Raw genomic sequence first — 26,068 nt, 5'->3', positions numbered from 1 at the left:
AAATATTATATATAAAATCGACTATGTAAATATAATAAAATAATATTCCAATAACAACCACATTCCTCAATTGATAATTCTACAAAAGTCATTAAAATCATTTTTTAACAAAATATTATATCACTTATTTTTATATATTTTCATATTACTTATTGAAGTTAAACATCTTATATGTTGACAGAGACTAATTTATCTGTTAACCTTAATTCGATAGTTATCGAAATTTGAATATGATGAGATTGGAGATTGTTTATGGATACACAAAAAATGTCAAAAATATTTAAAGCACTATCTAATCCAAACAGATTAGAATTATATTCAAAAATAGCCAAGGCATATGAATCTAGTTATTCTAATGATAGCGAATGCTTTATTATGGATATTATTCAATCTTTAAATATAGGTGCTCCTACTATTTCTCACCATATTAAAGAATTAGCAAATGCTGGATTGATAACTACTGAAAAAAAAGGCAAGTTTTTAATTTGCAGAGTAAATGAAGAATTAGCTAAAGAACTCAGCGAATTCTTTAAATTATAATAAATATGGAATATAGGTATTAAATTTGCGTTTAACAATTCGATAGTTTTCAAAGTGTAAAACTTTAAATATAAAACTTTTAATCTAATTAATCACCAAGGAGGTTATTATGAAAATTTTTTATTTTACCGCTACTGGAAATAGTTTGTATGTTGCTAAAAGATTTGAAGGTGAACTTTACTCCATACCAAAAGTTCTGAAAAGCAATAAGCTTAGTTATGAAGATGAAAAAATAGGTATAATATTCCCTTGTTATGGATTCACTGCGCCAGGTATTGTACGCGAATTTATTGAGAAGGTAACCCTAAAAAGTCCTTATATCTTTGCTATTTTGACATATGGTAATAAAGTAGCGAACGGTGCTGGTTGGTTTGCAGATTATGCGAAAAAGAATAATGTAACCATACACTACGCAAACAGCTTGCTTATGATTGATAATTACTTACCAATATTTGATATTGAACAACAGAAATTAAAATCAAAAAATATAGAAGAAAACTTAAATAGATTATTGATAGATGTTTCTAAAAGTAAAAAATATATTGATAAAGGTACATTACTAGACTCCTTTATGTCCAACGGAATTGATCATCTAGCAAAGGTAATTTCAAGCTTTAATTCAGTAAAAAACTTCTCTATCAATGATAAATGCAATGGCTGTGGAACCTGTATCAAAGTATGTCCTCGAGATAATCTTTCTATAGACAAAGACCTAAAAAATAGTAAACCTGTTTATGGCGATACTTGTGAGTTTTGCCTTGCCTGTATAAATCTCTGTCCCAAGAAGGCTATAAAACTTAAGAGAGAGAAAAATCCAAATGCTCGATTTAAAAATGAAAATGTAACTCTAAAAGAAATTATAGATTCTAATAGCTAACTTCCATACTTATTAATAATTCCTTAGAAAATAATAAAGGGCGTGCCCCACTAATGAACCGCTCAGAAAAGACAAGTTTTATACTTGCCTTTTCTTTTCAATACATTTATCCTAGCTCCTCAAGTCCAAATAACGCAGCTCCTATTGCTCCAACTATTTCTGGCTCATCTGAAATAAATTAGCAACAAAGATTGCTCGTTTCACTTCCAATCTTTGTAAGGGGTCAGGCCCCTTACAAAAACTGGAACAGTTTTTGTTTCTATTGACTGTTTTATGATTAGTTGGGATAATATAACTGTAAAAATATGTGTATTGGAGATAAAAATATGTTTGTAAAGAGAGCACTGAGTATAGTAATTACTGTAGGTATAATATTTTCTATAACAACAAAAGTTATGGCAGATGGTGAACCTCAACGTATATGGGGTAAGGACAGATGTGATACCGCCATAGAAGTATCTAAAAGCGGTTGGAATGATGGATCAGAATATGCAATTTTAGCTAATGGAGAAAACTTCCCGGATGCCTTAAGTGCAGCTCCTCTTGCAAAAAAATATAATGCACCCATACTGCTTAACCCAGGAAAAGGTTTGGATAACCGAGTAAAAACTGAATTAAAGAGATTAAATGTAAAGCAAGTATTTATTATAGGTGGAAAAGGAGTAATATCAAAAAACGCAGAAGACACATTAAATGGAGCAGACATTAAAACTACTAGATTATATGGACAAGATAGATATGAAACATCAGTTAAGATTGCAGAGCAATTAGGTAATAATGTTAAAGAAATAGCTGTTGCATCTGGTGAAAATTTTCCGGATGCAATGTCTATAGCTCCAATTGCAGCACAAAAGTCTATGCCTATAATACTTACATCAGGAGGGAAATTACCAGATAGTGCTGCCAATTATATAAAAGATAAAAATATAACTAACAGTTATGTAGTTGGTGGAAATGATGTAGTAAGTGATGAAACTTTAAGTAAGTTACCAAAGGCTGAAAGATTATATGGTGACAGCAGATATGACACAAATACTGCTGTAGCAAAGAGATTTGCAAGCGACTTGAATTTTAATACTATTTATTTATCTAGTGGAGAAAATTTTCCAGATGCTTTAGCAGGCTCAGCTTTGGCAGCTAAAAATTCTACTTGTGTTTTACTTATAAGCGATTATATAGGGGAGGCGACAAAAAAATTTGCATTTGATAAATTACCTTCAGAAAATAATATTAAAATATTGGGAGGGCAAGGTGCTGTTTCTGATAAATTAGTTAATAAAGTCATTTATCCAAATGTTAACGAAATTATTGGTTTGCCCAAGGACGTTTTAAGTGTAAGACAGGGTGAATGGGTTTATTATTCTTCTGATAAGTATAAAAGTACTAAACTTTCTAAATGTAAGGTAGATGGGAATTCAATACAGCAGCTAAGTGATAAATGGGCATCTCAAATTACTGTAGTAGGAGATTGGATTTATTTTATGGCAAGTGAAGATGATGTTACTTACGAGACTAATTTGTACAAGATAAAAAATGATGGTACAGGTGAAAAAAAATTAAATGATGAAAATTGTAAGTGGTTTAAAGTAATAGATAACAAAATTTACTGTTATTCAGATAGTGGTTTTACTACTATAGACAGTGATGGCAATAATAAGGCTAATATTCCAGTGAAGGGAGCAGTAATTAGTTGTGATGTGGTTGACCATTATTTCTATTACATATTAAATAATGATGGAGTGAAAATATATAAAATGAAAGATGATGGAACTGATATTGTTCAAATATCTTCTGACGAACCAGAGTTTGCAGTAGACTTGAAAGTATATAAAAATCATATATACTATACTACTTCAACTGATGACCATAATACATTTCATTTGAATAAAATGAACATGGATGGAACTTTGAAAACTAAAATAGCAGACACTACTTATAATGCATTTGATATATTTAATGATTGGATTTATTATATTACCAAAGACAGCAATTTTTTACGTAGAGTTAAAATTGACGGAAGTGGAGATACAGAAATAACACAATTTGAAGGAAGATATCTAAAAATTTCTAATGGATGGATATATTATCTTGTACATGCTCATGAATATTTGTATCCATATAAAATAAGAATAGATGGTACTGATAATCAAAAATTATCCAATTAATAATTTCAATTAAGATTGCTCGCTTCACTTCCAATCTTTGTAAGGGGTCAGCCCCCTTACAAAAACTGGAACAGTTTTTATTGCTAAAATTGTAGGTTATTAGCTAAATATCTCATCTAATATTTCTTTTGTTGACTTACTAAATATTTCTTCTTCTCGCCAAATAAAACAGGTTTTTCTTATAATTTTTATTTGCTCATTATGAATAGTTATTTTATTGTCCTCTGTTCTTTTTTCTGTTACCCACTTAAATATTAGATGCTCTCTAGAAAAACTATCTTTTAGACAAGCATCTATGGTTTGCGCAATATAATTTAAATCCTCCCTTTGCTCTAAATAGATATTTTCTATTATTGGATGGAAAAAATTTAAAATTATTTACTTATATATTGTATAATCAAATAAATGAACAATTGTAAAGAAAGATGGACTACCGATTATTTACAAACTTAACATCAAATAATAAGCAGTGATCGAAATGTGAAATGGAGGTATTTTGATGAATAAGCAAGAGAGAATTGGAACGGTCTTTTTATATGGAGTTTTCATTTTTTACATACTTTTTTTAATTAAATTATTGTTATTATCAAGAGTTCCGCTTTTTGAGGTGTTTAATAGTCAAAGGACTTTACATAGGTCAATCAATCTCATTCCTTTTCATAGTATATCGGAATATATATCTGGAAGCACTATAAATTTAAGAAGATTTGCTTTTAGTAACCTGGTTGGCAATATCATTATTTTTATTCCACTTGGTATATATTTGACATTATTCAAAAAAGATAAAAGAATAATCCCCAATCTGTTGTTTATATTCATAGTGAGTTTATTTGTTGAAGTCATTCAGGGGCTTTTGGCTTTAGGAACAGCGGACATTGATGACATAATTTTGAATTGTTTAGGTGGATTAGTTGGTATTTTAGGGTATAAGTTTTTATTGTTGCTATTAAAAGGTGAGAAAAAAGTACGTGTTGTAATCACAATAATATCTGCAATAGGATTACCTGTTTTATTATATTTATTATTCATGGTGAGATTGAGATTATGAAGATGCCATACACAAAAGAATGTAGTAATTAAGTATAATCTACAGTAAATTTAAAGCACAATATTCTTAAAATGTGCATTAAAGGAACTTTTAGCAAGTTCCCTTAAAAAATTGCATATCACCAAGTACTGTCATTATGGCGTTTCTCTCTGACAATTTGGACAAAACACACTGCTTCTGCCTGCAAGCATAATTTTTTTTAAATCATGTCTACATACTGGGCATTTCTCTTTTTCATGCCCATAGACTTTAAGATATGGCGTATTTCTATACTTCAAACCTTTTCCAGCAAGATAGTCCTCTGGAGATATGGCATTCTTTTCAATGAAATATGCTAATGTTACTGATATCTGTTTTGCAAGTCTGTCGTATTCCTCACATGTAAGGCTATTTGCAGGACGGCTAGGACATAAGCCTGCTGCAAATAGGATTTCGTCTCCATAGATATTCCCGATTCCAGCCACCATACTCTGTTCAAGCAAACATTCTTTGATAGGCTTTTTCTTCTTCAACAAACAGTTATGAAGGTATTCCCCGGTCAGATTCTTGTCAAATGGCTCCAGCCCCAGTTTATTAATGCCAGTAAAGGTATCCTCCTCATCCTTTTTCAAAAACCAAAAACGGCCAAACCTCCTAGTATCAATATACCGGAGTTCATTTCCGTTTTTGAGAGAGAATACAACATGGGTATGCTTCGCTTTTTCATATTCAGAAGGAGTGATAAGTAAACACCCTGTCATCCTCAAATGCAAAACCATTCGGTCACCGCTTTCAAACAAAATGTTCAAAAATTTTCCTCTACGTCCAATACCTACAATGGTTTGACCTATTACATTATCACAGAAAGCCTCTGCATCTGGATAAGCTATAACTTGCTTATTACTAATATCAACATACTTTATCTTTTGTCCCTTAATTTGTGGTTCAAGCACACGTTTTACCGTTTCCACCTCTGGCAATTCAGGCATTTTTTAGTTCCCTCCTTATTCTATTTTATTGATAATCGGTTTCATTCTTTTCCTCCATCTCGAATTCCAGCTGTCCACACACAACATCTTTCACCAAAAAACTTTTCTGCAATCCGCTTTTCACCATATCAGTATCTTTCAAATACCCCAGCAATAAAGGTGACTCCGGGTCATGATATTGGAAATTTTCAAAAGCCTTTTCCGGACGTTTATTAGCATAGCAATATTTGCAGCCATTCATACAGGTATCATAAGCACCAATGTCCCGACTTTCGATACAATGGCATCCTTGACGCATTCCTTTATGCTTCAATTCCCGGAATACAATGCTGCTAGCCTCTCCCAAAATCTTCAGTGTCATACAGCCAGATGGATGGATACCATATTGCTGAAAATCTCCATTTGTACCACATGTCTGAATATACAAACCATACTTTGCTGCAATTTTTCCTAACCCCTTCGCCAGTTGTTGCTTATCTTTATCGGTCAGCGAAACCAGCTCCGGCATATTGTATTCCAGCTTTTTATACATCTCCACAAAGCTGAAAATGCACCGTTCAACATATGGAGACAATCTCTTTGCCATGTTTTCAAAGGTTTCAAGATGGGTTTGAATGGTATATTTCTCTGTGAGCAGTATCGGATCATATCGCCAAGCGACCTTTTGTTTTCCCACAAGCTGTGACAGTTCAATTAACGTATCCATACTCTCTTCAATTGACGGAACTCCAGGTTCCACATCCTTACCATAAGCTGTAATAGTATAATAAAAATACGTATGGAACCGATCATTTATATGCCTAATATAAGAAAGAATAGGCTTATAATTTTTGGAGCAGAACACTACACAGTCCACTTTATCCGGTGTCAATTCATATCTCGTTACTTTGCTTGGAAACAACGGATTGCGGGAATATACGTATCCTTCTTCAAAACGCTTTAGTAACCATTTTGTATAGTATTGTACAATATCTGTTCGTCCTCCAGTATTAATAATCATGAAGTTCCTCCTTTCACGCATTTTTCTACAGCGAGTATAACACATGAAAAAAGTATCAGCAATACTTACCTTTTCTTCAGGTTAGCCACTGCAATGCCTGCGAAACCTGATTTCTATTATATTAATAGTGTCATATATGACACCACATCTGCAAATTGAGCTAAGCAATGCACTAATATTCCTAATTTTAGAGAGTCTTTTTTATATACAAAATAGTATAATGGTAACATTGTAGCAATCTTTGTAATAATAAGCCAAGGCGTATAAAAATGGTAAACCGAAAATAATATTACATTAAATAGAACACTATATTTTCCCATCCACTTCATTCGAGCTAGTAAAAATCCTCTGAAGTAAAGCTCCTCAATAATTGGTGCTATAAGTGTCATAATGAAGAAGCTTACTAAAATTGCTATGATGATATAATTTTTGCTAAACAGATTCATATCTTGGACAAAATTATACCAACTTGGAATCCAACTAAATACAGTTTTTAATAAGTAATTTGAAAGTGGCTTTAAGGCAATTAAAAGTATCACTCCTACTATAATCAATGAAAGAGAGTAAAGTATACATGCTTTAACCTTCAACTTACCCTTTAAACCTAGTATTTTAAATATATTAAAAGTTCCTTCTTCCTTCTTTGCTATATAAAATAGATATCCAAGTTCTATAGGAATTGTTGAGAAAATCATAGAAAAGCCTAATATAACTACCCTGGGATACCCTGCTAAAATTCCAACCTTCGAAAAAAATATATACATAATGCTTAACGCAATTCCAGGAAACAAATGAAGAAATATAAGTTTCCTTGTGCTTCTGATTTCTTTATCTACATTCATACGTCATTACTCCTTAAATTTTTCATTACCATAATATAGTAGCACCTATCGGCCCACATTCCCAGAGTAAATTAACAAGCCCACCGATAAAAAGCTATCAGTGGGCTTATTTAAAAAGCTTGATTTATAAGGGATTCAACTTAACAATTTATTTTTTATTTGCGTTAGTCTCAAAATAAATACTAAGATACCAATTAGCATAAATGAATGTATAAATCCATTTAACATAATAATGTATGAGTCAGATAGATTTCTATTATAATTTTAATTCTATTATCCTTTTTATCCAATCTGGTAACTTTTCATCATTCCAAATTACTCTACCATTTCTTATCCACACAATTAACTTAAATATATTAGTATTATCATAAATATTAATCTCATCACATAGTGGAATAATCTTATATAAATTATCTAATGATTCAGTATATCTTCTTTCTATATCTCTATGTGGTATTCCATGTCCACCTTTACTTACTCTTAGATCTACCCTTTTCTTTGCAATTTCAGCATTTTCAACGCCTATATAGTTGGTAGTAATAAAAAACCCTTTTTGTTTGGCTATTTTTATATTATTAATAATGCTCTTGCCACTTAATGTAGTTTCTTGGTTAAAAGATATTTCTTCAGAAATATACGTTTTTATAAGTTTAACTGCTTCTCTAGCACATTTCATTTGTAAATTACTATCTTTCCAAGAACCTATTCTAGCTACCATTTCATCAGTGTTTATTCTTTTTTCATCTTTGTTTTGCTCATAATAAGTTGTCTTATAAATTGATGTTTTACCTGCTCCATTAACTCCTGCAAATATTGTATATGTTGCCATGTTACTTACCTATAACCTTTTGTGCTTCTCTTTTAAGTACTAAATTAGAAAGCATAACATAAAAATCCTGTTCTTCTTTAGTTTTAGCTTTCCTAAATAAATCCATTAAATCACTATAAGAATAATTCAAAAATATATCATATAATTTTTCATTATAATTTTCCACTTTAACATACCTCCAAATCAATAAAAATATTTCACTTTTTCCTTGTTTATATTATATCCTATTTAAGCAGTTTCAAAAATAACTTCTTAAAACAAAAAAACCGCAAACTTGATTGCCTATATACCTATAATGACCTATTATTTAGTTTCATTAATAACCAAGTAGTGTATTATAAGGAATTTAAATAAATAAATTAATATTAATGGTTGAATTGTAATTTTCAGAAAATTACAAAAATTTATATTGACATGTAATGCTAGTATAGGATAAAATAAACTCAAGTTTTCGAAAACGTATTCATTTCTATTTATTAAATTATTAAATATAAGATTAGGAATTCCTTAAATTTGCTTCTTCTATTTTACTAATTCATAAACACCCTTTAGAACTAAATTACAAAATACATTATTCTCTACTTTTAGGAAAAATTAAAACACAGGTCAAATAAATAAATTACATATAATATGGAAGGGGTTTTATTAATGATAAGAACTAAAAAATTATTTGTAACACTAGCGTTATCAATTGTATCCGTATTAGCTTTTTCTGGTTGCCAAGGTTCTGAAAAGAAGGAAAACAAAACTGCTGCAGAACCTCCAGTAATTGAAGCAAAAAACACCAACGTTAAAGTAGGAAGATCTATTGTAAATCTAGCCATTGCAAAAGAAATTACTGCCGCAGCTGAGAAAAAAGCAAAGGAAATAAAGGTTCCTATGTATATCACCATTGACGATGCTGATGCTAATTTGCTTTCTGTTAATAGAATGGCAGGAGCAATCTTAGCTAGCGAAAATATATCACAAAGCAAAGCATACACTGCTGTTGCGTTAAAAATGCCAACTAGCAAACTCACAGCTCTCGCTCAACCAGGTGGATCATTATATGGTATACAGAATAATAGCAAAGTAATTATTTTTGGTGGAGGCTTCCCTCTATTACTAAATGGTGAAACTATTGGTTCAATTGGCGTAAGCGGAGGTTCTGTTGAACAGGATATGCAGGTAGCTGAAGCTGGTTTAAACAAATATAAAGAAATTGCTGAAGGTTTAAAAAGTGGCGCTGTAGTAACACAATCAGATGCTGCAAAAAATATAACTGGTACTTCAATAAATGATTATGGAATTAATCTTGAATTAGCAAGAAAAATGGCTATAGCATCTGAGAAAAAGGCTGTAGAAATAGGCGTTCCAATGTGGTTCTCTGCAGTAGATAAAGGTGGTAACCTAATTTTAGAACAAAGAATGGAAGAAGCTTTACTTATAAGTAAAGAAATTTCATTGAACAAGGCATATACAGCAGCTGCTATTAAGCTTCCAACAGATGAAGTTGCAAAGCTTTCTCAACCAGGAGCACCTCTATTTGGTATTCAAAGTGTTTCTAAAACAATTACTTTCGGAGGCGGCTATCCACTTCCATACAACGGAAAAATTATAGGTGGTGTTGGTGTAAGTGGTGGTTCTGTTGATCAAGATATGGCAGTAGCTCAAGCTGCTATGGATGTATACAATGCAGAATTAAAGAAATAGAGTAAAAATCATGAGGCTGTTTCACTTATAAGTACCCACAACTGAAAACTTGACTTATACCCGGGATTGATATGGTTATATCAATCCCTAGTATAAGCCAAGTTTCTGATTTGGGTGTTTATATAGTAGCAACCTCAACCTTTCAGGTTTCGCAACCACCCCTAGGGTCGTTACAGAAACTAGGAATTTGTGTTTGCTATTATAATCTTTTGAATCCAATTGAAAATACGTTGATTGGATATTAATTTTCCTCCAACCTCACAGTGTGCACCTGCACCTTCTTCTGCCTTAAACATCATAAACTCTTTTGGACATGTGAGTAAATCATAGATTTTTTTTGGCTGTCCTTTAAGTAAATCCTCATTTTCACAATCTATAATTAAAGTAGGACATTTAATTTTATCATATACTCCATCTATACAATATTCCTGTGCTTTTAGTAGCCATTCAGCAGGAGTCTTCACACCAAAAACATACATTCCATGGCTAAACGCCCATCTCATTTCATTACTAATTTCCATGCTTTTTCTAAGTTCCATGTTAACTTCATCTATATTTTTAGTAATTTCTTTAATTAATTCTTCTTTTGGTAAATCAGGTGATGTTTTTGAAGCTGTAAAATCAAAAACTCCAGTATTCGCAATGCATGCAGCTATTCTGTGTTCAAAAGCTGCTGCTCTTTCTACTAAATACCCTCCAAAGCTTTCACCTAAAAGTATAATATTTTTTGAATCTACTTCTTTTCTTGAAATAAGGTAATCTACAACTGGTGTTATAACTTTTTCATAATCTGGTCTAAAAAAAAGATTTTGCTTACGTACTACTTCTCCTTGTCCAGGTCCTTCAATTGCAATACAGTTTATTCCTCTTTTTACTGCAGCCATACCTAAGCCATACATTTCTTCCTTTGTACCATCAAATCCAGTAATAGCAATTATTGTTGGTCTAGGTACGTTTCCATCTACTTTATAAAAATGTGCTGGAATACTAGTTCCTTCATAGGGTATTCTTATACCTTCAATAACAGGATTATTTAACTTCATAACAAAAGAGAAACATTCTAGACTCTTATCATAAAGTTCTAGAATTCTCTTGTCCTCTAAATTTTCATGCAAATAAAATTCTGCTGTTCTATAGTAATTAGATGCACGTAAATATCCTTCTGCTGCACTAATTAAATTTCCATCTAAATAACACTCTTGTGCAAACTTATCCATTCTTTCTGCGGTCTTTGTCCACTCTATGCACCAGCTTTCAAGGTCCCCATCCTTTATTCTTTCTATGGTCTCTAACACTTCTCCTATGTCAGCTGCTCCCCAGGCAGTTTCTCCTAAAAGTCTTAAGGTTTGAAATGAAAATTGACTGTCTTTAAAAAATTCTTTCATGACTGTTCCCCCTAATTTCTATTTTTCCAGTACCATCTTGGAAATGTAATACAAAATATTATAAGTAATGGACTAGATATATTTACATAAAGAGTACTTATGGCATAATACGAACTCATAGATACTGTGTGTAAAAGTACAGTTCTCAAAGCTGCTTGGCTTATATTTAAAGCAATCCAGCAAATAGTAAGGATTCTAAATGTGTCTTTATAATGAGGTTTCTTCTTAATTTCTTCAGAAGCATTCTTTAAATAGCTTTGCTCCACTATTATTTGAATAAAAGATCTTTTCCAAGATAATGACCAAAACATAATTAAGGCAATTAAAATATCCTGAATTATAGGTGATATTAAATAAAAGGTAGGATTTTTGGAAATAATGGTTGCTACTAATGCAATAGCAGAAAAAACTCCTGACATTGCTGCAAGCACATTAAGCTCATGTTCTTTAATATAATTAGCTATAACTACGCCTATGCTCCACATACCTGAAATTATTATTCCATTAACTGTCATGTTAAGTTTGTCAAAGACTGAAAATATTATAATTGGAATGATTGCACTTATAACAAAATCCCTATTAAGTATATTCTTTAATACTGAAGGCTTACTTAAAGACTTATTTTCCATGTTTTGTTCTCCTCTACTACCAACTCATATTTGCATTTTTAGCATAAATTTCGGGACTAATAAAATTTTTATAAAGCTTCTATTTTCTTTAAATTTTCTATTGTATCTTCACACCATTTTATTTTGGATTCTGTATTATATATTCCGAATGTAACAGTACTAATTACCAAAGCTAATATTTTTTTGCCCATTTCCTTTGAATTCATTAACATATTTTTAATTCTTACATATTCTTCAAGCTCATTCTCACAATCTTTTTTTAGCTTTTCAAGTTTTTCAATTACATTTTCCATAGGTAAATCTTTTGAGCAAAACATTTTAAGTAAGAATTCAGATCTAATAGGTTCTTGCTCTACAGGGAGCAATAGCCATTCATTTAATTCTTTTTTTCCTTTTTCCGTAATTGAATATACATTCTTTGCTGGTCTTCCTTCTGTTTGCTCAACTTCCTTTGTTATTAGTTCTTCTTCTTCCATCTTCTTAAGCATAGGATATATATGTCCATAATTTTCATTCCAAAAATGTCCTATAGATGAATCACAAAATTTTTTAATATCATATCCTGAACCAGCCTCAAAACTAAGAACTCCTAAAAGAGCATATTTTGTTTTATTTACTTTTGCCAATTTAATTCACTTCCTTATATATCATTCTGATATGTTATGATTTGATTATATATCAAACTGATATATAATGTCAACACTTTTTTAGTTTATATAGGAATCCATAGAAATCACTAACATCGAGTGATTCTTAGACTCAGATGGAATTTGCTTATATTTTATAGAAAGGCTAACTTTTGGGGGTACTAGGCGAACCCAAAAACTCACCTTGTTATTTTTATATGTATTACCACAAATTGATTATTGATAGAGTATCTTTTGCCCCTTATAATAATCCTTACAAAGTCGCTAATTAATCTTTATATCAACTCGAAGTCATCTTAACTTTAGTTTTACAAATACAGCTAATAGGATGATGTCTATTAAATTAATTTTAATAATATCTAAGTGTTTTCAATCTCTGCAGAAAGCAAGTAATTTTCTCATAATCACATATAAAATATTATTAAATATAAAAGGAGAAATTAAATATGAAAAAATTTAGTACTGCATTATTTGGTATTCTATTTGGAATAACTGCTGTTGTTACACCTGTTTTAAATGTAAGTGCTGATACTGTTCAGACGCCAATTACAACAAGTCAAGCTGAGCAAAGAGCTTTAAATATGATCAATTTAACATGGACCTATTCAAAAGATAAGAACGGAAATATAGGTTCAGCTTATACAAGTAGTGTTACTCAGCCTAATCAATTTGCTAATCTTACTACAGCTCAGGTTAGTGGTATCCCCTATGATTGGGGCGGACAAGACGGTTTAAATTCAAATTCACTTGGGACTCCATGGAACAACTTTTTAGACGCTATTAATCAAGGTGCTTTTGCTGGAAATGTTAATACTACAGCAGGAAATAGCTATGTTCCTACTACTGCAGGTATTGATTGTTCAGGATTTGTACAAGCTGTCTTTGATATACATGATGGAAAACTTTCAACTAGAACTATGTTTGATAAATACTTTACTAAGATAAACTTAAGTGATATTAAGCATATGGATATTTTAGATAGACCTGGTGATCATGTTCTTATATTTGACAAGTGGGGTACACTAAATGGTGTTAATGGTGCCTACACCTTTGAATCAACATGGGACCAAGTCTTTGGTGGAATTCAAGGTACTAAAAGATACTTTGTAACATTAGACGATATTAATAATGGATATGTTCCTGGAAGATACGTTAATATTGTAGATAATATTGCAGTACCATCTACAACGCCTACACAACCTTCTGTTACTACTGGTATGTTTGCTCAAGTAACAAAGGTTACTAATTCAGCTTATTTTAATGCAAATCCTTCAGATGGTGCAGCTTTACTTGGTACTATACCAAAAGGAACTGTTCTATATTTAAATAACTATTCTAATGGTTGGTATCTAGTAAAATATAATGGACAATCTGGCTGGGTATGGGGAGATTTATTAACTTCAATACCAAGTGGTAAATATGTTGCTATTAAAAATGTTTATCAGTTAAATATAAGAAGTAATCCTTCAACAAGTGCATCAATAGTTGGAATATTAGGTCAAAATCAATATGCAGAGGTACTTGATTATTCAAAGGATGGAAATTGGATTAAAATAAGCATAAATGGAGTTCAAGGTTATGCTTCTAGAAGCTATTTAAGCTATATATACTAAAATAAAATGGTTTAGTCATTTTGACTAAACCATTTTTATAATTTCTCTTAGCAATAAACTTCTACATATTACTTCTATATAGTAGATATTAGCAAACATAAACTTCTAGTTTATGTAACGCCCCATGGGGTAGTACCAGAAAATAGTTGACGATAAAAAGTCATTTTCTGGCTGCTAGATGTGCTAGTAAATACTGCTGGACAAGGTGGAGATTATACCTCTATTGAGGAAACTGCACCGTATTTACTATGGAAGCATACATTATAATTATGACATTTATAACATTGGAGGTTATGGTATGTGTACCGCTATCACATTACAATCTATGCAAGGTGAGAATTTTTTTGGAAGAACTATGGACTTTTCCCGTCCTATTGAACCTGGAGTTTATGTAATACCCAAAAATTACAAATGGCATAGCCTTATAACAATGAAAAAATACATTGATAACTATAGCTTTATCTGTATCGGTCAAGAAACCGATGGCATGTTAGGTTTTTTCGATGGTGTAAATGAACGAGGATTTGCTGCTGCAGTCTTATACTTTGCAGGTTATGCTTATTATGATTTACCCATAAAAGATAAAGAGCAGATTGCTTCACTAGATTTTCTACATTATATTTTAGGACGTTGTGCTTCCGTGGATGATTTAAAGTCTTTATTAGAAAATATCCGTATCGTAGGTATACAAGATCCAGTTACCAAAACAGCTGCTCCTTTACATTGGATTGCTACTGATAAAAGTGGCAAATGTGTTGTTATTGAACAAACTAAGACAGGTCTTGAAATAATTGATAATCCCATAGGTGTCATGACGAATAGTCCTGATTTTAACTGGCATATGACCAATCTAAGAAATTATATGAATGTATCAATTAATCAACAAAAGAAAGTTTATTGGGAAAATGTATCCTTAACCCCTTTTGGTCAGGGTGCAGGAACCATACATCTACCAGGAGGGTTCACATCTCCTGAGCGTTTCGTTCGCACAGCATTTCTAAAAACACATGTAACAGTTCCGAAAAACCGGTCCGAAGCACTTATGACATGCTTTCATATTATGAACAGCGTTTTTATTCCTAAGGGTATTGTTTTAACTGCTAAAGGAACCGCTGATTATACGAAATATATTGCTTTTATAAACACTAATACATGTGAATATTATTTTAAAACTTATGAGAATGATCAAATCATAAGGGCAAGTCTCTGGGATTATTATATGCAGAGTACGCAGCCAATCTTTCTTGGAAGCATTGTATTTCCTGTGTAATTAGTTGTATAAACTCTACTTTAAAAAAGCATAATAACATATTTATACAATTTCCTCAACAGTAAAATCCTTTAATTGCATTTAGCTCGCCTCCCTATAGAAAGAGATTCTCCAAGAAGTGTATCCTTGCAGAACCTCTTTCTATATTTTTAGCAATAAAGATTGCCGTTCTTATTTCCAATATCTGTATATAAATAATGATCTGATGTCATAAATTCCTCTAAATGCTAATTACTTTCCTGAAAGAATATCTTCTATCCAGCTGAAAATTCTCTCGTTGCCAATAAGTTTTGCACCACACTGACAGTGTGCACCTGCACCTTCTTTGCCTGTAAAGAGCATATAATCTTTTCTGCAATGCCTTTCATTACATATTTTTCTGCAGCTATGACAAATTCGGCTGGAGTGCTGCATCCGAATACATACATGCCTTGAGATATTTTCCATCGAAATTCAGAGCTTTTTTTTACAGCATCATACAGCTTATTATCAAGAGTTTCAGGATCCTTTTCAGCAATAGTAAATATCCGTTCTCTTTCAAAAAATGGAAAGGATGCTAAGAAAAATTTTATGGTTGATATATTTAAAGATTTTAAGAAAGAAGAATTGGAAACACTATGGCAACTTTTAAAAAAGCTATATAGTTATGATGGTGTTCCAATGGATGGGTTTGAAGAAAGAATGAAAATTCCGGATATTTCTTCTGAAGTGTTAGAATAATTGAGCAAAAAACAGTATAATTCAGGTAATCTATAATAGGTTAATCATAAAATAAAACATCTGCACAACGACCCCCAGGGGTCGTTAACAAATTGTTACAATTCGTTTTGCTAATATTTATATATTTTACCCTATCGCTACCATTGCTAATACCTCCATCTTCTTCAAGTGGTTGATAAGCACTGCTACGCGCCTGGATAAGTTCTTCTATTGAATTCAATTCAAGTATCAGATGATGATATAGATCTATTATTAGATAATAACATAACAACAATAGTTGGTTTGAGAAGTAATGATGAAGTTCAACTCAAAACAAAATTAAAGTTAGCATTTATGACAATCTTGAAATAGACTTTAATTCAATTGATATATAAACAGAGGCTTATGGTACAGTACCATAAGTCCTCTGTTTATATATGAAAAATAAGCCTAATCTATTGTTCAAGAGAAATTAGCTATGTTTTTTTATCTTCACAATACAAAAACATATGCAGCTAATCTAGATATATATGTTGAAATTTATATACATTAGTCTATAAATCTAAATATATGGATGCTCGTTGAAAATTAAATAATACGATATTAAATTATGGTGTGTTGCTTAGGTATCCTACTCTCACAAGGTACACCTATCTGACATTTCCCACAACCATATCTAGGCTTATATTTTTCAGCTGTTTTATTCAAAAACTTAGAGCATATCATGTGATCTTTACCATTTTCTATAGATATTGCATTGACTGGACATTTTTTTGCACATGCACCACACATTGAACAATATTCATAGACATTTTCATACCCTCTCTTCTGAGGCGGCAAATATAATTCTGTGATGATACTCCCAAATCTTCCAGCCATACCTTTTGAGGTTATAAGACCTTTAGAAAGTCCAAATGTTCCAAGTCCACATACAAAAGCTGCGTGTCTTTCGGACCAATTGCTTGTAAATGATACTTCTGGTTCTGGTGAATACTCCTTAGCCCAAAACCTTTCATTTAGAGCAGGCACTACAGTATTATATCCAGCATTCATTAATTCTGATTTCAGATACATACATAACTTATTTATAAAAGATTGGCCCTCAATACGTCCATGCAACCATTCTTCAGAAGGCCATGATTTTTCCCGTCTATTTCCCTTTTTAACGGTTTCACTAAAGGGCAAAAAAAAGGAAATAACAGTCTTTGACTGTGGTAACCACTCTTTAGGAAGCAAGAAATGTTCCCCAACTGCAGAAGGTTTTTTTAATAATGTAAAATATTCATCATCTGAAGCACCAAATGCAAAAATTGGTGCTTCAAAAATCTTCATTCCCGCAACATTTTCAGAAATGGCAATTTCATCTGCTATATAATTGTCTTTTGAGTTTTCAACAAAGTCTGATGCTATTTTTATTAAGTACTCTTTGTTCATTTTATTCCTCCCTATAATCTTTAAATTTCTTTAATATACTCCTAATATATATTCATTCAAATTCTAATGAGGGAGATTATTCATCTACTACTTTCAAATTTTATACAAAAATGCTCCCAAACTATAATTTTAAATAAATTTATGATATTATTATATAACGAAATTATTTCGATATATGTGGAAGTAATGTATTTAATTTATATAAATTTGAGGTGATCATATTGAAACCAGACCCTATGATAGATGATATAGCATCATTAATAGCAGATTCTTCTAGATGTATAATGCTTATGAGTCTGCTTGGAGGACAACGCACAGCAGGAGAATTAGCTAAAGCAGCTAGTATAAAACCACAAACAGCAACCTTTCATTTATCCAAAATGGTTAATGCTGGAATAATTGAAAAGTATGTATATGGTCGCTATAGATATTTTAAATTAGCTAATGAGGATATTGTAACGTTACTTCAATTGCTTATGAAGCTTTCAAAATCACCTAAAATAACTTCATTAAGCCAGTCTATACATTCAGAAGCTTTAAGAAACGCAAGACTTTGCTATGACCATATTTCTGGAAAATTAGGAATAAAGCTTACGGAAGCTCTTTTAAAATTTAACTATATTGAATTAGAAAAAGATATATTCTATATTACTGAATTAGGGTATGAAAAATTTATTGAACTAGAAATTATAAAAAGCAGAATAAAAGATATAAAAGGGCTAAGTGGTACTAAATGTTATGATTGGAGTGAAAAAGACTATCATGTAGCTGGTAAGCTAGGATATATCATTGCTAATGGATTAATTGAATTATGTTGGATTAAAAAATCTCAAATAAATAGAGAATTAGAGATTACTGAGGTAGGCAAAGTAAATTTATATAAGAATTTTGATATAAGGTAAAAATTAACTTATATCAAATCCTATTATTAAGTTCTGTATTTATATGTTATATTACATCTTATATATTTGATGTAAATTAAATCACAGTTGTTTACAAAGGCGAAGCAAAAAATTAAGGAATAATATATATGATTAACTTACACAATGATATTGGGGAAATTTTTAGCAAGCTCAACCTTTAAGGTTTCGCAACCACCTCTGGGTTCGTTACAAAAACTGGAAGTTTTTTGTTTGCTATCATTGTTCATCTTTTCACTTCCTAAAACTAACTAGTATTTACAAATTACTACTTATATGGTATAATAATTCCAAAATGAGCATATTGTTGGACAATATTTTTATTACACCTTTGTATTTTTATTATGAGTACTTTTTAATAGTAATATAGGAATACTTTATATTTGTAATTTAAAGCTTTGTCACTAAACTGCTTTTTTATCAACAATTAGGAACTAATAATTCTTAATTGTTGTTTTTTATATTTAATATTATCAATAAAGATTGCTCGTTTCACTTCCAGTTTCTGTTGCTAAATTCTTAAATTTTTTATCCTTATTGTGGACATGCTCATTGATAGTACCCTAGCATATATTAGTACTGAATACTTTTATTGGAGTGATGTATTTGTACAAGTATGCTAACCCTTATATGACAACATGTAGGAATTGCTCATACTATAACATGGATTTTACCGAGCGAGCTTTTAATAAAGCACTAAGGCTTATGAAGGAAGCAACCAAGTATAACTATACACTAAACAAGAATTCAAATATCATTCAATCTAATAATAGAGAAACAATTAACCAGACAGATTATAAAAATGAATTTTCTAAAGAAGAAGCTGCAGCTATTGCTTTACTTCTTGGTATTAATTTTTCAAAAAGTAAATTTGATTTAAACCAATTCTGGTTGGGGGTAAACACTGAACTAGAACATGGAAAAAAATATAATCAAACAAATGTCACTGCAGATGAGCCTATTACTACTGGAAAAATTGCATTAGCTCATCTTAGTGAGTTTCCTGATTATTATACAAGATTGAAAGCATTAGAAGAACAAGCTAAGGCGTATTGGTCAACTCGATAGAGTATTTATTGAAAGTAAACTGGCAAGGCTGCCTAAAGTCGGAGTGCTTAAAGTATTAGCAAGCTCAACCTTTCAGGTTTCGCAACCACCCTTGGGGTCGTTACAAAAACTGGAAGTTTTTTGTTTGCTAATTACCACCAGTGAGGCATTGCGAAGCCTTGGCTGAACTTGCTTCAATTAATATAAGAAATACTATGCTTGTTTTATTTCTTCTAAATAGTGAATCATTTCATTAACTGACTCATCATAAGTCAAAAAACCATGCCCCTCTAAATTTAAGCAAACATGCTTTATATTGTTTTTGTTCTTACTATTTTGCGCTAGCATATTACTCATTTTTTTACTTGGCCAGTACCTGTCATTTTCCGAAGAAAGAAGAAATAACTTTCCTTTATAGTTATCAATATTTATCAATGCTTCTTGATTAAAATTTTTCTCTATAGATTTTTCATGAATTTTACAAAAATATTTCTTCTTTGTATCTTCAATATCATCTTCATTAAATTCAAACTTGATGTATGGCAGTTCCTTATTATTAAAAGACCATGAAGATCTAGGCGGTACCTGTGACATGCTGTAAAGATCCTTTGGTAACCCTTGAAATACATAACAGCTAGCTACACAAGCAATAGTAACTGCCGACTCCATATATTTTGTTAATAATAATGCCGCTTCTCCACCTTTAGAGGATCCAATAAAAATCACTTTATTATCAGCTACTTTATAATTTTTTTTAATAAAATTAGCAGCATTTATAAAGTACTCCAATGGAACATTCTCTAGAGATTCAGAAAGTTCAGGAACTCCATAATATGCCAATCGTAAAACATTATAATCAGGCATTAAATAATCCATTAATTTTTCACTTACAGGTGGAAGTCCAGGTAAACTTCCTGTTATAATAACAACTAACGGTTTTCCTTCATTTTCATAAAAATCACCATAAATCTCTTTACTTCTATATTCTTTCATAACATCCATCTCCTTAAATTTAATAAAATTATTAATTGTTTCAAGTGTGAAAAGCTATTTTTCTTTTCATTTGCTTTATCCAGTTGTGTCATGCTCTCATATTTCTATTTCATTTATACATTTATTTATCTCTTCATATGTAAAATCAATGTTAAGTGCTTTTAGATGATATGTACACAAGGAAAATATTATATCTTTCAAATCACTAGTAAGCTTTTCATTAAGCCAATATGTAATAACACCAAATATACTTTGTGTAAGTAAAACCGAAGTTACATTAACATCCTGAATATTTAAGGAATGCTGTTTTTTTAAATGTTCTAATATCTGCCTTAAATATACATTTGTTCTATCTAATATCTCCCAACGCTTCTTTTCAAACGCTTCATTTATTCCCATGGATTTCACCAATAATATCTTGGATAAATTTTTATTTTTTGCATATATGCTAATTACATATGCCATTGCCAAAGTAAACTTTTGAGAAATGCTATCATCCTTATTCATAGAAACTTCAGAAGCTGCCTTCAGACTCATATTAGAAATTTCTTCATAAATTTGCTCCAAAACCTCTTCTTTATCATTAAAATAATTATAAAAGGTTCCTACTGCTACATTAGCTTCATCTGTTATGTTTTTTATAGAAGCTTCAATGTATCCTTTCTCTGAAAAAACTTTTGCAGCTGCTTCAAGAATATTCTTTCTTTTTAAAGAACTTTTGCTAGAACTAGTATCCTTCATTATATTTCTCTCCTCGTATAAACTTTATTGAATTTGAATTCAAATTCATTTTATTCTTTTTTATATTATATGTCAATATATTTTTTGAATGCAGTTTTCTTGCTACATAGGGCACTTCCTAATATATGTTTCAAAGAAATAGGTCTTGTACAATTATCTGATATACCTGTTGGTATCTTGACAAATGGAAACTAATAGCATAAAATTTAGTTAGAATTCTTACTTTAAGTATTCTAACTATCTGAAAGGTGATGTTTATGGCAAAAGATGAATTTCGAGAAATACACGACTTATTATTTAAAACTATTGGCTTATTCCATTCAAAATTTATCCGTAAATTTTGCACGGAAAGCCCAAAGCATCCAGAACTAAAAAAAAATCATACTGCAATCATTGGATTTCTTTATCAATATAAGGTTCTTACTGCAACAGAACTTTCAAGGGTGCTTAATATAGAAAAAGGCAGCTTAACTACCTTGATTGATCAATTGGAAGGATTAGGTCTTGTTATTCGCTGCAGTGATGCTAATGACCGACGAAAAACACTGATATCCCTCACAGATGCTGGAAAAAAAGAAATGGAAGATATTATGGAAATCTCCATTCACCGTATGAGCGAAATTCTAGGTACTGCAGATCCTAATGAATTAACAAAATTTGCTGACAATCTCAAATATGCTGTTGAATTTATGGAAAAATTTTAAGAAGGTGAATTAAAAATGGATAACACAAATGAACTTAGAAATGGAAAAATTGGTCCTCTATTATGGAAGTTTTCATGGCCAGCTGTTATAGCTATGCTGGTAAATTCTATGTATAACATTATCGATCGTATATTTGTAGGTCGTGGTGTTGGCTCACTTGCCATTGCAGCCACAACTGTAGCCTTTCCAATTATGCTTACTCTTCTGGCAGTATCCGCATTAATTGGAGTTGGTGCTACATCACTTATTTCCATTCGATTAGGTGAAAAAAGACCAGAAGAAGCTAATAAAATAGCTGGAAATGCTGTAGTATTGTTGGTTTTACTTCCTCTTTGTATTAGCATTATTTATTTTCTTTTTAGCACTCCTATTTTAACTTTTTTTGGTGCAAGCCCTCAGGTTTTGCCTTATGCTAAAGCCTTTACCAATATTATAATGATGGCATCATCTTTAGGCTCTATAAGCATGGGAATGGTTAATTTTATTAGAGCTGAAGGTAATCCTAGGATGTCCATGTATACTCAAGTAATAGGAACTGTTATCAATGTAATCTTAAATTACCTTTTCGTTATGAAATTAGGTTTTGGAATTAGAGGATCTGCTCTTGCAACTGTCTGTGGTCAGATATTTTCATCTATTTGGGTGTTAAGTTATTTCCTATTTGGCCCTAGTATTGTAAAAATAAAGTTAAAAAATCTCAAGTTGAAGAAAAACTTAGTTATTAGCATTACGTCTATTGGTTTCGCTCCTTTTGCAATGCAATTAGCTAACAGTCTTCAAAATACTATCTTGAATAAAGCATTAATGAGTTATGGTGGAGATATGGCACTATCCGCTATGGGTATTGTTGGAAGTATAGCCACATTAATGTTTATGCCTATTCTTGGTATTAGCCAAGGTGCTCAGCCAATCATTGGCTTTAATTATGGTGCCAAGGAATTTAGCAGAGTAAAAGAAGCCCTGAAAAAAGCAGTTATTGTTGGTACAATTATAGCAGCATTCAGTACTGCAGTAGTTCATTTATGGCCTACTCAAATTGCCAATATGTTCATTAACAATAATCCTAAGCTGACTCAATTAACTGCTCACGCAATATGTATCTTCTTTCTTATGTTTCCTGTGGCTGGTTTTCAAATTGTCTGTTCCCAGTACTTTCAAGCAGTTGGCAAACCAATTCAATCCACAATTCTGGGGTTATCCAGACAATTGTTCTTATTGGTTCCACTATTATTGATATTACCACGCTTTTGGGGTATTGAAGGTATTTGGAGAACTCCACCTATAGCAGATATTTTGGCTGCTCTTATAACTGGAATAGTTGTGTTTTTTGAAATGAAACATATAAAAGATAAAGAGAATGAAAAGGAACAGCTTCAAGACAGTACCTTTGATAGAGCTATTGCTGAGAAATAAGTTTTTTTCTACACTGGAAGTATATTCAAAGTTATTTAAAAATAAATATCTAAACAAAGAGTGGATTACACCATGTATTGGTTTGTAATCCTCTCCTTGTTTTTTGCCATACATCTAAGCATATAACTAATTTTTTTCACTATATTTTAAATTTTTCAGTATAAAAACAGAAAGACAACCACATAACAACAAGATTATAATACTTTCTATCCGATTTTGAGCAGTAGTTTCATAATAACCGGAAACCCCAAATACTGCTGTAATAGGATAAAATGTTTTTAGGGTGTTTGACATACTCATGAATGTTCCCGTAAAAGAGTACATTTCAGTTAATACTAATGCAATCCAATAGCCTTTTTTCATATACGATACCAAGGCAATAATAGGCGAGATAGCAAGGAATATACCCACACCTTGAAGAAAATATATTTTCAGAAAATCTAAAACCATTCCTACTGATAAATGTGAAAGATGTAATATTGCCTCAGTCAAAAATGCTATTGCAAAGAGCAGTAAATAAATGAAAATGCTGAATAAAAAAGTAATAATCATTTTTGCAGCAATTAACTTTGTTTCATTTACGGGAATAAGCAGCAAAGATTTTATAGTATCCTCATCTTCTTCACGACAAATCATATAACTTCCCAAAAGAGAAATAACTGCGGGAAGAACAAAAATTGTTGCCAAAGGCTGAGCCATAGTCATATACCATCCTGCACTGTCTATATCCTTTGAACCATTATACGTAAACCATCCCTGTATAAAAACAATGACAGCTACCATAACTGTTGCAAAAATTGTAATCCCAACAATATTTGAACGGCGAATCTTTTGGAGTTCAGCCCAAAGTAAATTTCGCATTATTCACACCCCACTTCTCTTCAATGCGATATTTGCAAGGAATACTGCAATAATATCCCAAACAAAAATACAAAGAAACGCTAAAGGAACGTTAATTGGTCGTGGAAATGCAATACTGGGAATATTTCCAAGGACAATAACTGACATACTGGATAACGGGTGTAGATACATATTTACCGTCATTAAAATAAAGCCAAGAAAGGCATAAACCAATGATATAGAAACTGGGAGGATGTATCCTTTTTGCGACGCAGCTATTGCAAATATCGGTAGCATTGCAAAAGCAGTAATAACACCAATCTCTAAACATTTTTTCAGCAAGAATAAAACGCTTCCCCATTGAAATACCACATGTCCGGTAAGTACGCTGAACATAACAGAAGCAGCAGCTGTAATCAGCATGAAACCAATGGAGTAAATCAAAACAACAAAAAATTTACTGAAAAAGTATCCCATTTTGCTGATAGGCACAATCCAAAGTTGTTTGAGCATATCATACTGATTTTCTTCATACATAAGCATGGTGCAAAGTACTCCCAAAACAAAGGGCAATATAATAAACATCGTATAACCAAACGCTGACCATCTATAAAATTGTACAGGGTCACCAACTGTTTTTTTTGCATATTTGAATAATAAGAATGCTAGAAATGGCATTACAAAAGCTGACAACATCATAATCCACACAAATTTTCTACGTCGCAGTTTAAGAAATTCTATTTGAATAAGTCTAAGCAATGCCATCCCCTCCTGTAATTTTTCTGAAATAGTCCTCTAAAGTATCATTACAAAGCCCCGAACTGATAACTGACACCTCACCAAGCATAAGTGTCTTATTGACAGACGCCATATCCAAAGAGGTGTCATAGAGCTTCAACGTATGATCATCTTGCACAGAATATTCTTTCAAGCCGAATTGACGTTCCAAAATTAAGGTCGCTTTAGAAACATCAGAAACTTGCAGTAGAATATACTTACCGTTTTTTCGTTTAAGTTCCTCCATGCTGCTTTCTTCAAGCAAAACACCATGGTCAATAATTCCAATATCATCCGCAAGCAATGAGATTTCCGAAAGAATATGGCTGGAAATAAGAATTGTCTTTCCACGCTCAACGCTCAAATTCTTAATAAAATCTCTTACTTCTGCAATGCCGATAGGATCAAGACCGTTTGTAGGCTCGTCCAAAATCAGCAGTTCTGGGTCATGCAGAATAGCATTGGCAATACCAAGACGCTGCTTCATTCCAAGGGAATACTTACTAAACAACTTTTTATCTTTATAAGGTAATCCTACTACTTTCAATGCGTTTTCAACTGCGTGTGGGGCGGCTGTACCACGCAGCTTCGCAAAAATCTCTAAGTTTTCCGTTCCTGTCAAATTTGGATAAAATCCTGGTGTTTCGATAATAGCACCGATACGAGGATATACTCGTTTTTCTTGACCTTTGATATTTCGTCCTAACACATCTACCTCACCAGATGTGATTGGAGTTAACCCTAAAACCATCTTCATAATAGTGGTTTTCCCAGCTCCGTTGCGCCCTAACAGACCATAAATCCGACCTTTTTTTACATGGAGATTCACTGAGCTAACTACTGTCTGCTCTCCGTAAATTTTTGTCAGCTGTTTCGTTTCAATCACAAAATCATTCATATAAAAATTCCTCACTTTCAATAACTGTGCTTTCCAAATGTGATAACCGATATACAGGCTCACAGCTAAAAGTATACAACATTAACCTTGCCAAAAC

28 protein-coding genes are annotated in these 26,068 nt (G+C 31.7%); 13 read left to right on the top strand and 15 right to left on the bottom strand.

Annotated features, from left to right (window positions below; translation table 11 throughout):
• Positions 1-252: 252 nt before the first annotated feature.
• The 4 genes from Ccar_RS24155 (at position 253) to Ccar_RS24140 (ending at position 4,630) form a co-directional block, all read left to right on the top strand.
• Entirely contained in the window at positions 253-540 is a 288-nt protein-coding gene (locus Ccar_RS24155; RefSeq protein ID WP_007060940.1) for an ArsR/SmtB family transcription factor, read from the top strand.
• A 109-nt stretch (positions 541-649) separates the two neighbouring features.
• Complete coding sequence (locus Ccar_RS24150) at positions 650-1,417, top strand: EFR1 family ferrodoxin (RefSeq protein ID WP_007060941.1); 768 nt, start codon at positions 650-652, stop codon at positions 1,415-1,417.
• 326 nt (positions 1,418-1,743) lie between these two features.
• Positions 1,744-3,582, top strand: coding sequence for a cell wall-binding repeat-containing protein (locus tag Ccar_RS26190; RefSeq protein ID WP_007065073.1), 1,839 nt, complete (start codon positions 1,744-1,746; stop codon positions 3,580-3,582).
• A gap of 499 nt (positions 3,583-4,081) precedes the next feature.
• Complete coding sequence (locus Ccar_RS24140) at positions 4,082-4,630, top strand: VanZ family protein (protein WP_007060944.1); 549 nt, start codon at positions 4,082-4,084, stop codon at positions 4,628-4,630.
• Between the two features lie 134 nt (positions 4,631-4,764).
• Here Ccar_RS24140 and mutM read toward each other — a convergent pair whose 3' ends face one another.
• The 5 genes from mutM to Ccar_RS27175 form a co-directional block, all read right to left on the bottom strand.
• Positions 4,765-5,598 (bottom strand): DNA-formamidopyrimidine glycosylase, encoded by an 834-nt coding sequence (gene mutM, locus Ccar_RS24135; RefSeq protein ID WP_007060945.1) that lies wholly within the window; start codon positions 5,596-5,598, stop codon positions 4,765-4,767.
• A 25-nt stretch (positions 5,599-5,623) separates the two neighbouring features.
• A complete protein-coding gene (locus tag Ccar_RS24130; protein WP_007060946.1) occupies positions 5,624-6,598 on the bottom strand; it encodes a DUF1848 domain-containing protein in 975 nt (324 codons plus the stop codon).
• A 116-nt stretch (positions 6,599-6,714) separates the two neighbouring features.
• The gene (locus Ccar_RS24125) at positions 6,715-7,440 is read right to left on the bottom strand and encodes a CPBP family intramembrane glutamic endopeptidase (RefSeq protein ID WP_007060947.1); all 726 of its coding nucleotides are present in this window, start codon (positions 7,438-7,440) and stop codon (positions 6,715-6,717) included.
• A gap of 256 nt (positions 7,441-7,696) precedes the next feature.
• A complete protein-coding gene (locus tag Ccar_RS24120; RefSeq protein WP_007060948.1) occupies positions 7,697-8,269 on the bottom strand; it encodes an ATPase in 573 nt (190 codons plus the stop codon).
• A 1-nt stretch (position 8,270) separates the two neighbouring features.
• Positions 8,271-8,435 (bottom strand): hypothetical protein, encoded by a 165-nt coding sequence (locus tag Ccar_RS27175; RefSeq protein ID WP_007060949.1) that lies wholly within the window; start codon positions 8,433-8,435, stop codon positions 8,271-8,273.
• Between the two features lie 482 nt (positions 8,436-8,917).
• Between Ccar_RS27175 and Ccar_RS24115 the strand changes: the two genes are divergently transcribed.
• Positions 8,918-9,961 carry a GlcG/HbpS family heme-binding protein gene (locus tag Ccar_RS24115; RefSeq protein WP_007060950.1) on the top strand — a complete coding sequence of 348 codons (1,044 nt, stop codon included), beginning with the start codon at positions 8,918-8,920 and terminating at the stop codon, positions 9,959-9,961.
• A 179-nt stretch (positions 9,962-10,140) separates the two neighbouring features.
• Here the strand turns inward: Ccar_RS24115 and Ccar_RS24110 are convergent, their stop codons facing one another.
• The 3 genes from Ccar_RS24110 to Ccar_RS24100 all read right to left on the bottom strand — a co-directional run bounded on the left by Ccar_RS24110 (position 10,141) and on the right by Ccar_RS24100 (position 12,601).
• Positions 10,141-11,346, bottom strand: a complete 1,206-nt coding sequence (locus tag Ccar_RS24110; protein WP_007060951.1) for an alpha/beta hydrolase family protein — start codon at positions 11,344-11,346, stop codon at positions 10,141-10,143.
• 11 nt (positions 11,347-11,357) lie between these two features.
• The gene (locus tag Ccar_RS24105) at positions 11,358-11,975 is read right to left on the bottom strand and encodes a VC0807 family protein (protein ID WP_007060952.1); all 618 of its coding nucleotides are present in this window, start codon (positions 11,973-11,975) and stop codon (positions 11,358-11,360) included.
• A gap of 68 nt (positions 11,976-12,043) precedes the next feature.
• A complete protein-coding gene (locus Ccar_RS24100; protein WP_007060953.1) occupies positions 12,044-12,601 on the bottom strand; it encodes a PadR family transcriptional regulator in 558 nt (185 codons plus the stop codon).
• 467 nt (positions 12,602-13,068) lie between these two features.
• Here Ccar_RS24100 and Ccar_RS24095 point away from each other — a divergent pair, with 467 nt between their 5' ends.
• Positions 13,069-14,235 (top strand): SH3 domain-containing protein, encoded by a 1,167-nt coding sequence (locus tag Ccar_RS24095; protein ID WP_007060954.1) that lies wholly within the window; start codon positions 13,069-13,071, stop codon positions 14,233-14,235.
• Positions 14,236-14,533: 298 nt separating this feature from the next.
• Positions 14,534-15,505, top strand: coding sequence for a choloylglycine hydrolase family protein (locus Ccar_RS24090; protein WP_007060955.1), 972 nt, complete (start codon positions 14,534-14,536; stop codon positions 15,503-15,505).
• Between the two features lie 254 nt (positions 15,506-15,759).
• Here Ccar_RS24090 and Ccar_RS26935 read toward each other — a convergent pair whose 3' ends face one another.
• Positions 15,760-15,933 (bottom strand): hypothetical protein, encoded by a 174-nt coding sequence (locus Ccar_RS26935; RefSeq protein ID WP_007065074.1) that lies wholly within the window; start codon positions 15,931-15,933, stop codon positions 15,760-15,762.
• A gap of 142 nt (positions 15,934-16,075) precedes the next feature.
• On the opposite strand from Ccar_RS26935, the gene Ccar_RS24085 reads away from it, so the two are divergent.
• Both Ccar_RS24085 and Ccar_RS26930 read left to right on the top strand, forming a co-directional pair.
• Complete coding sequence (locus tag Ccar_RS24085; RefSeq protein ID WP_007060956.1) at positions 16,076-16,225, top strand: hypothetical protein; 150 nt, start codon at positions 16,076-16,078, stop codon at positions 16,223-16,225.
• Between the two features lie 210 nt (positions 16,226-16,435).
• Entirely contained in the window at positions 16,436-16,576 is a 141-nt protein-coding gene (locus Ccar_RS26930; RefSeq protein WP_007065075.1) for a hypothetical protein, read from the top strand.
• Between the two features lie 231 nt (positions 16,577-16,807).
• Here Ccar_RS26930 and Ccar_RS24080 read toward each other — a convergent pair whose 3' ends face one another.
• Positions 16,808-17,638, bottom strand: a complete 831-nt coding sequence (locus Ccar_RS24080) for a 4Fe-4S binding protein (RefSeq protein WP_007060957.1) — start codon at positions 17,636-17,638, stop codon at positions 16,808-16,810.
• A 212-nt stretch (positions 17,639-17,850) separates the two neighbouring features.
• On the opposite strand from Ccar_RS24080, the gene Ccar_RS24075 reads away from it, so the two are divergent.
• Positions 17,851-18,540: an ArsR/SmtB family transcription factor gene (locus Ccar_RS24075; RefSeq protein WP_237737371.1), complete on the top strand. Its 690-nt coding sequence runs from the start codon at positions 17,851-17,853 to the stop codon at positions 18,538-18,540.
• Positions 18,541-19,164: 624 nt separating this feature from the next.
• The gene (locus Ccar_RS24070) at positions 19,165-19,626 is read left to right on the top strand and encodes a DUF5661 family protein (protein WP_007060959.1); all 462 of its coding nucleotides are present in this window, start codon (positions 19,165-19,167) and stop codon (positions 19,624-19,626) included.
• 192 nt (positions 19,627-19,818) lie between these two features.
• Here Ccar_RS24070 and Ccar_RS24065 read toward each other — a convergent pair whose 3' ends face one another.
• Both Ccar_RS24065 and Ccar_RS24060 read right to left on the bottom strand, forming a co-directional pair.
• Positions 19,819-20,598 (bottom strand): acyl-CoA thioester hydrolase/BAAT C-terminal domain-containing protein, encoded by a 780-nt coding sequence (locus Ccar_RS24065; protein ID WP_007060960.1) that lies wholly within the window; start codon positions 20,596-20,598, stop codon positions 19,819-19,821.
• A 96-nt stretch (positions 20,599-20,694) separates the two neighbouring features.
• Positions 20,695-21,339 (bottom strand): TetR/AcrR family transcriptional regulator, encoded by a 645-nt coding sequence (locus tag Ccar_RS24060; RefSeq protein ID WP_007060961.1) that lies wholly within the window; start codon positions 21,337-21,339, stop codon positions 20,695-20,697.
• 257 nt (positions 21,340-21,596) lie between these two features.
• Here Ccar_RS24060 and Ccar_RS24055 point away from each other — a divergent pair, with 257 nt between their 5' ends.
• Together Ccar_RS24055 and Ccar_RS24050 are read left to right on the top strand one after the other, a co-directional pair.
• Complete coding sequence (locus tag Ccar_RS24055) at positions 21,597-22,043, top strand: MarR family winged helix-turn-helix transcriptional regulator (protein WP_007060962.1); 447 nt, start codon at positions 21,597-21,599, stop codon at positions 22,041-22,043.
• 15 nt (positions 22,044-22,058) lie between these two features.
• Positions 22,059-23,456: an MATE family efflux transporter gene (locus tag Ccar_RS24050; protein ID WP_007060963.1), complete on the top strand. Its 1,398-nt coding sequence runs from the start codon at positions 22,059-22,061 to the stop codon at positions 23,454-23,456.
• A gap of 126 nt (positions 23,457-23,582) precedes the next feature.
• Here Ccar_RS24050 and Ccar_RS24045 read toward each other — a convergent pair whose 3' ends face one another.
• From Ccar_RS24045 to Ccar_RS24035, 3 genes are read right to left on the bottom strand one after another with little or no spacing between them, the layout of a single operon-like run.
• Positions 23,583-24,317: an ABC transporter permease gene (locus tag Ccar_RS24045; protein WP_007060964.1), complete on the bottom strand. Its 735-nt coding sequence runs from the start codon at positions 24,315-24,317 to the stop codon at positions 23,583-23,585.
• A gap of 3 nt (positions 24,318-24,320) precedes the next feature.
• Positions 24,321-25,061 carry an ABC transporter permease gene (locus Ccar_RS24040; protein WP_463438867.1) on the bottom strand — a complete coding sequence of 247 codons (741 nt, stop codon included), beginning with the start codon at positions 25,059-25,061 and terminating at the stop codon, positions 24,321-24,323.
• Complete coding sequence (locus tag Ccar_RS24035) at positions 25,048-25,971, bottom strand: ABC transporter ATP-binding protein (RefSeq protein ID WP_007060966.1); 924 nt, start codon at positions 25,969-25,971, stop codon at positions 25,048-25,050. The genes Ccar_RS24040 and Ccar_RS24035 overlap by 14 nt, the downstream gene beginning before the upstream one ends.
• Between the last annotated feature and the right edge of the window lie 97 nt (positions 25,972-26,068).

The sequence above is a fragment of the Clostridium carboxidivorans P7 genome (assembly GCF_001038625.1).
Classification (GTDB): domain Bacteria; phylum Bacillota; class Clostridia; order Clostridiales; family Clostridiaceae; genus Clostridium_AM; species Clostridium_AM carboxidivorans.
This window is presented reverse-complemented; position numbering and strand designations above follow the sequence as displayed.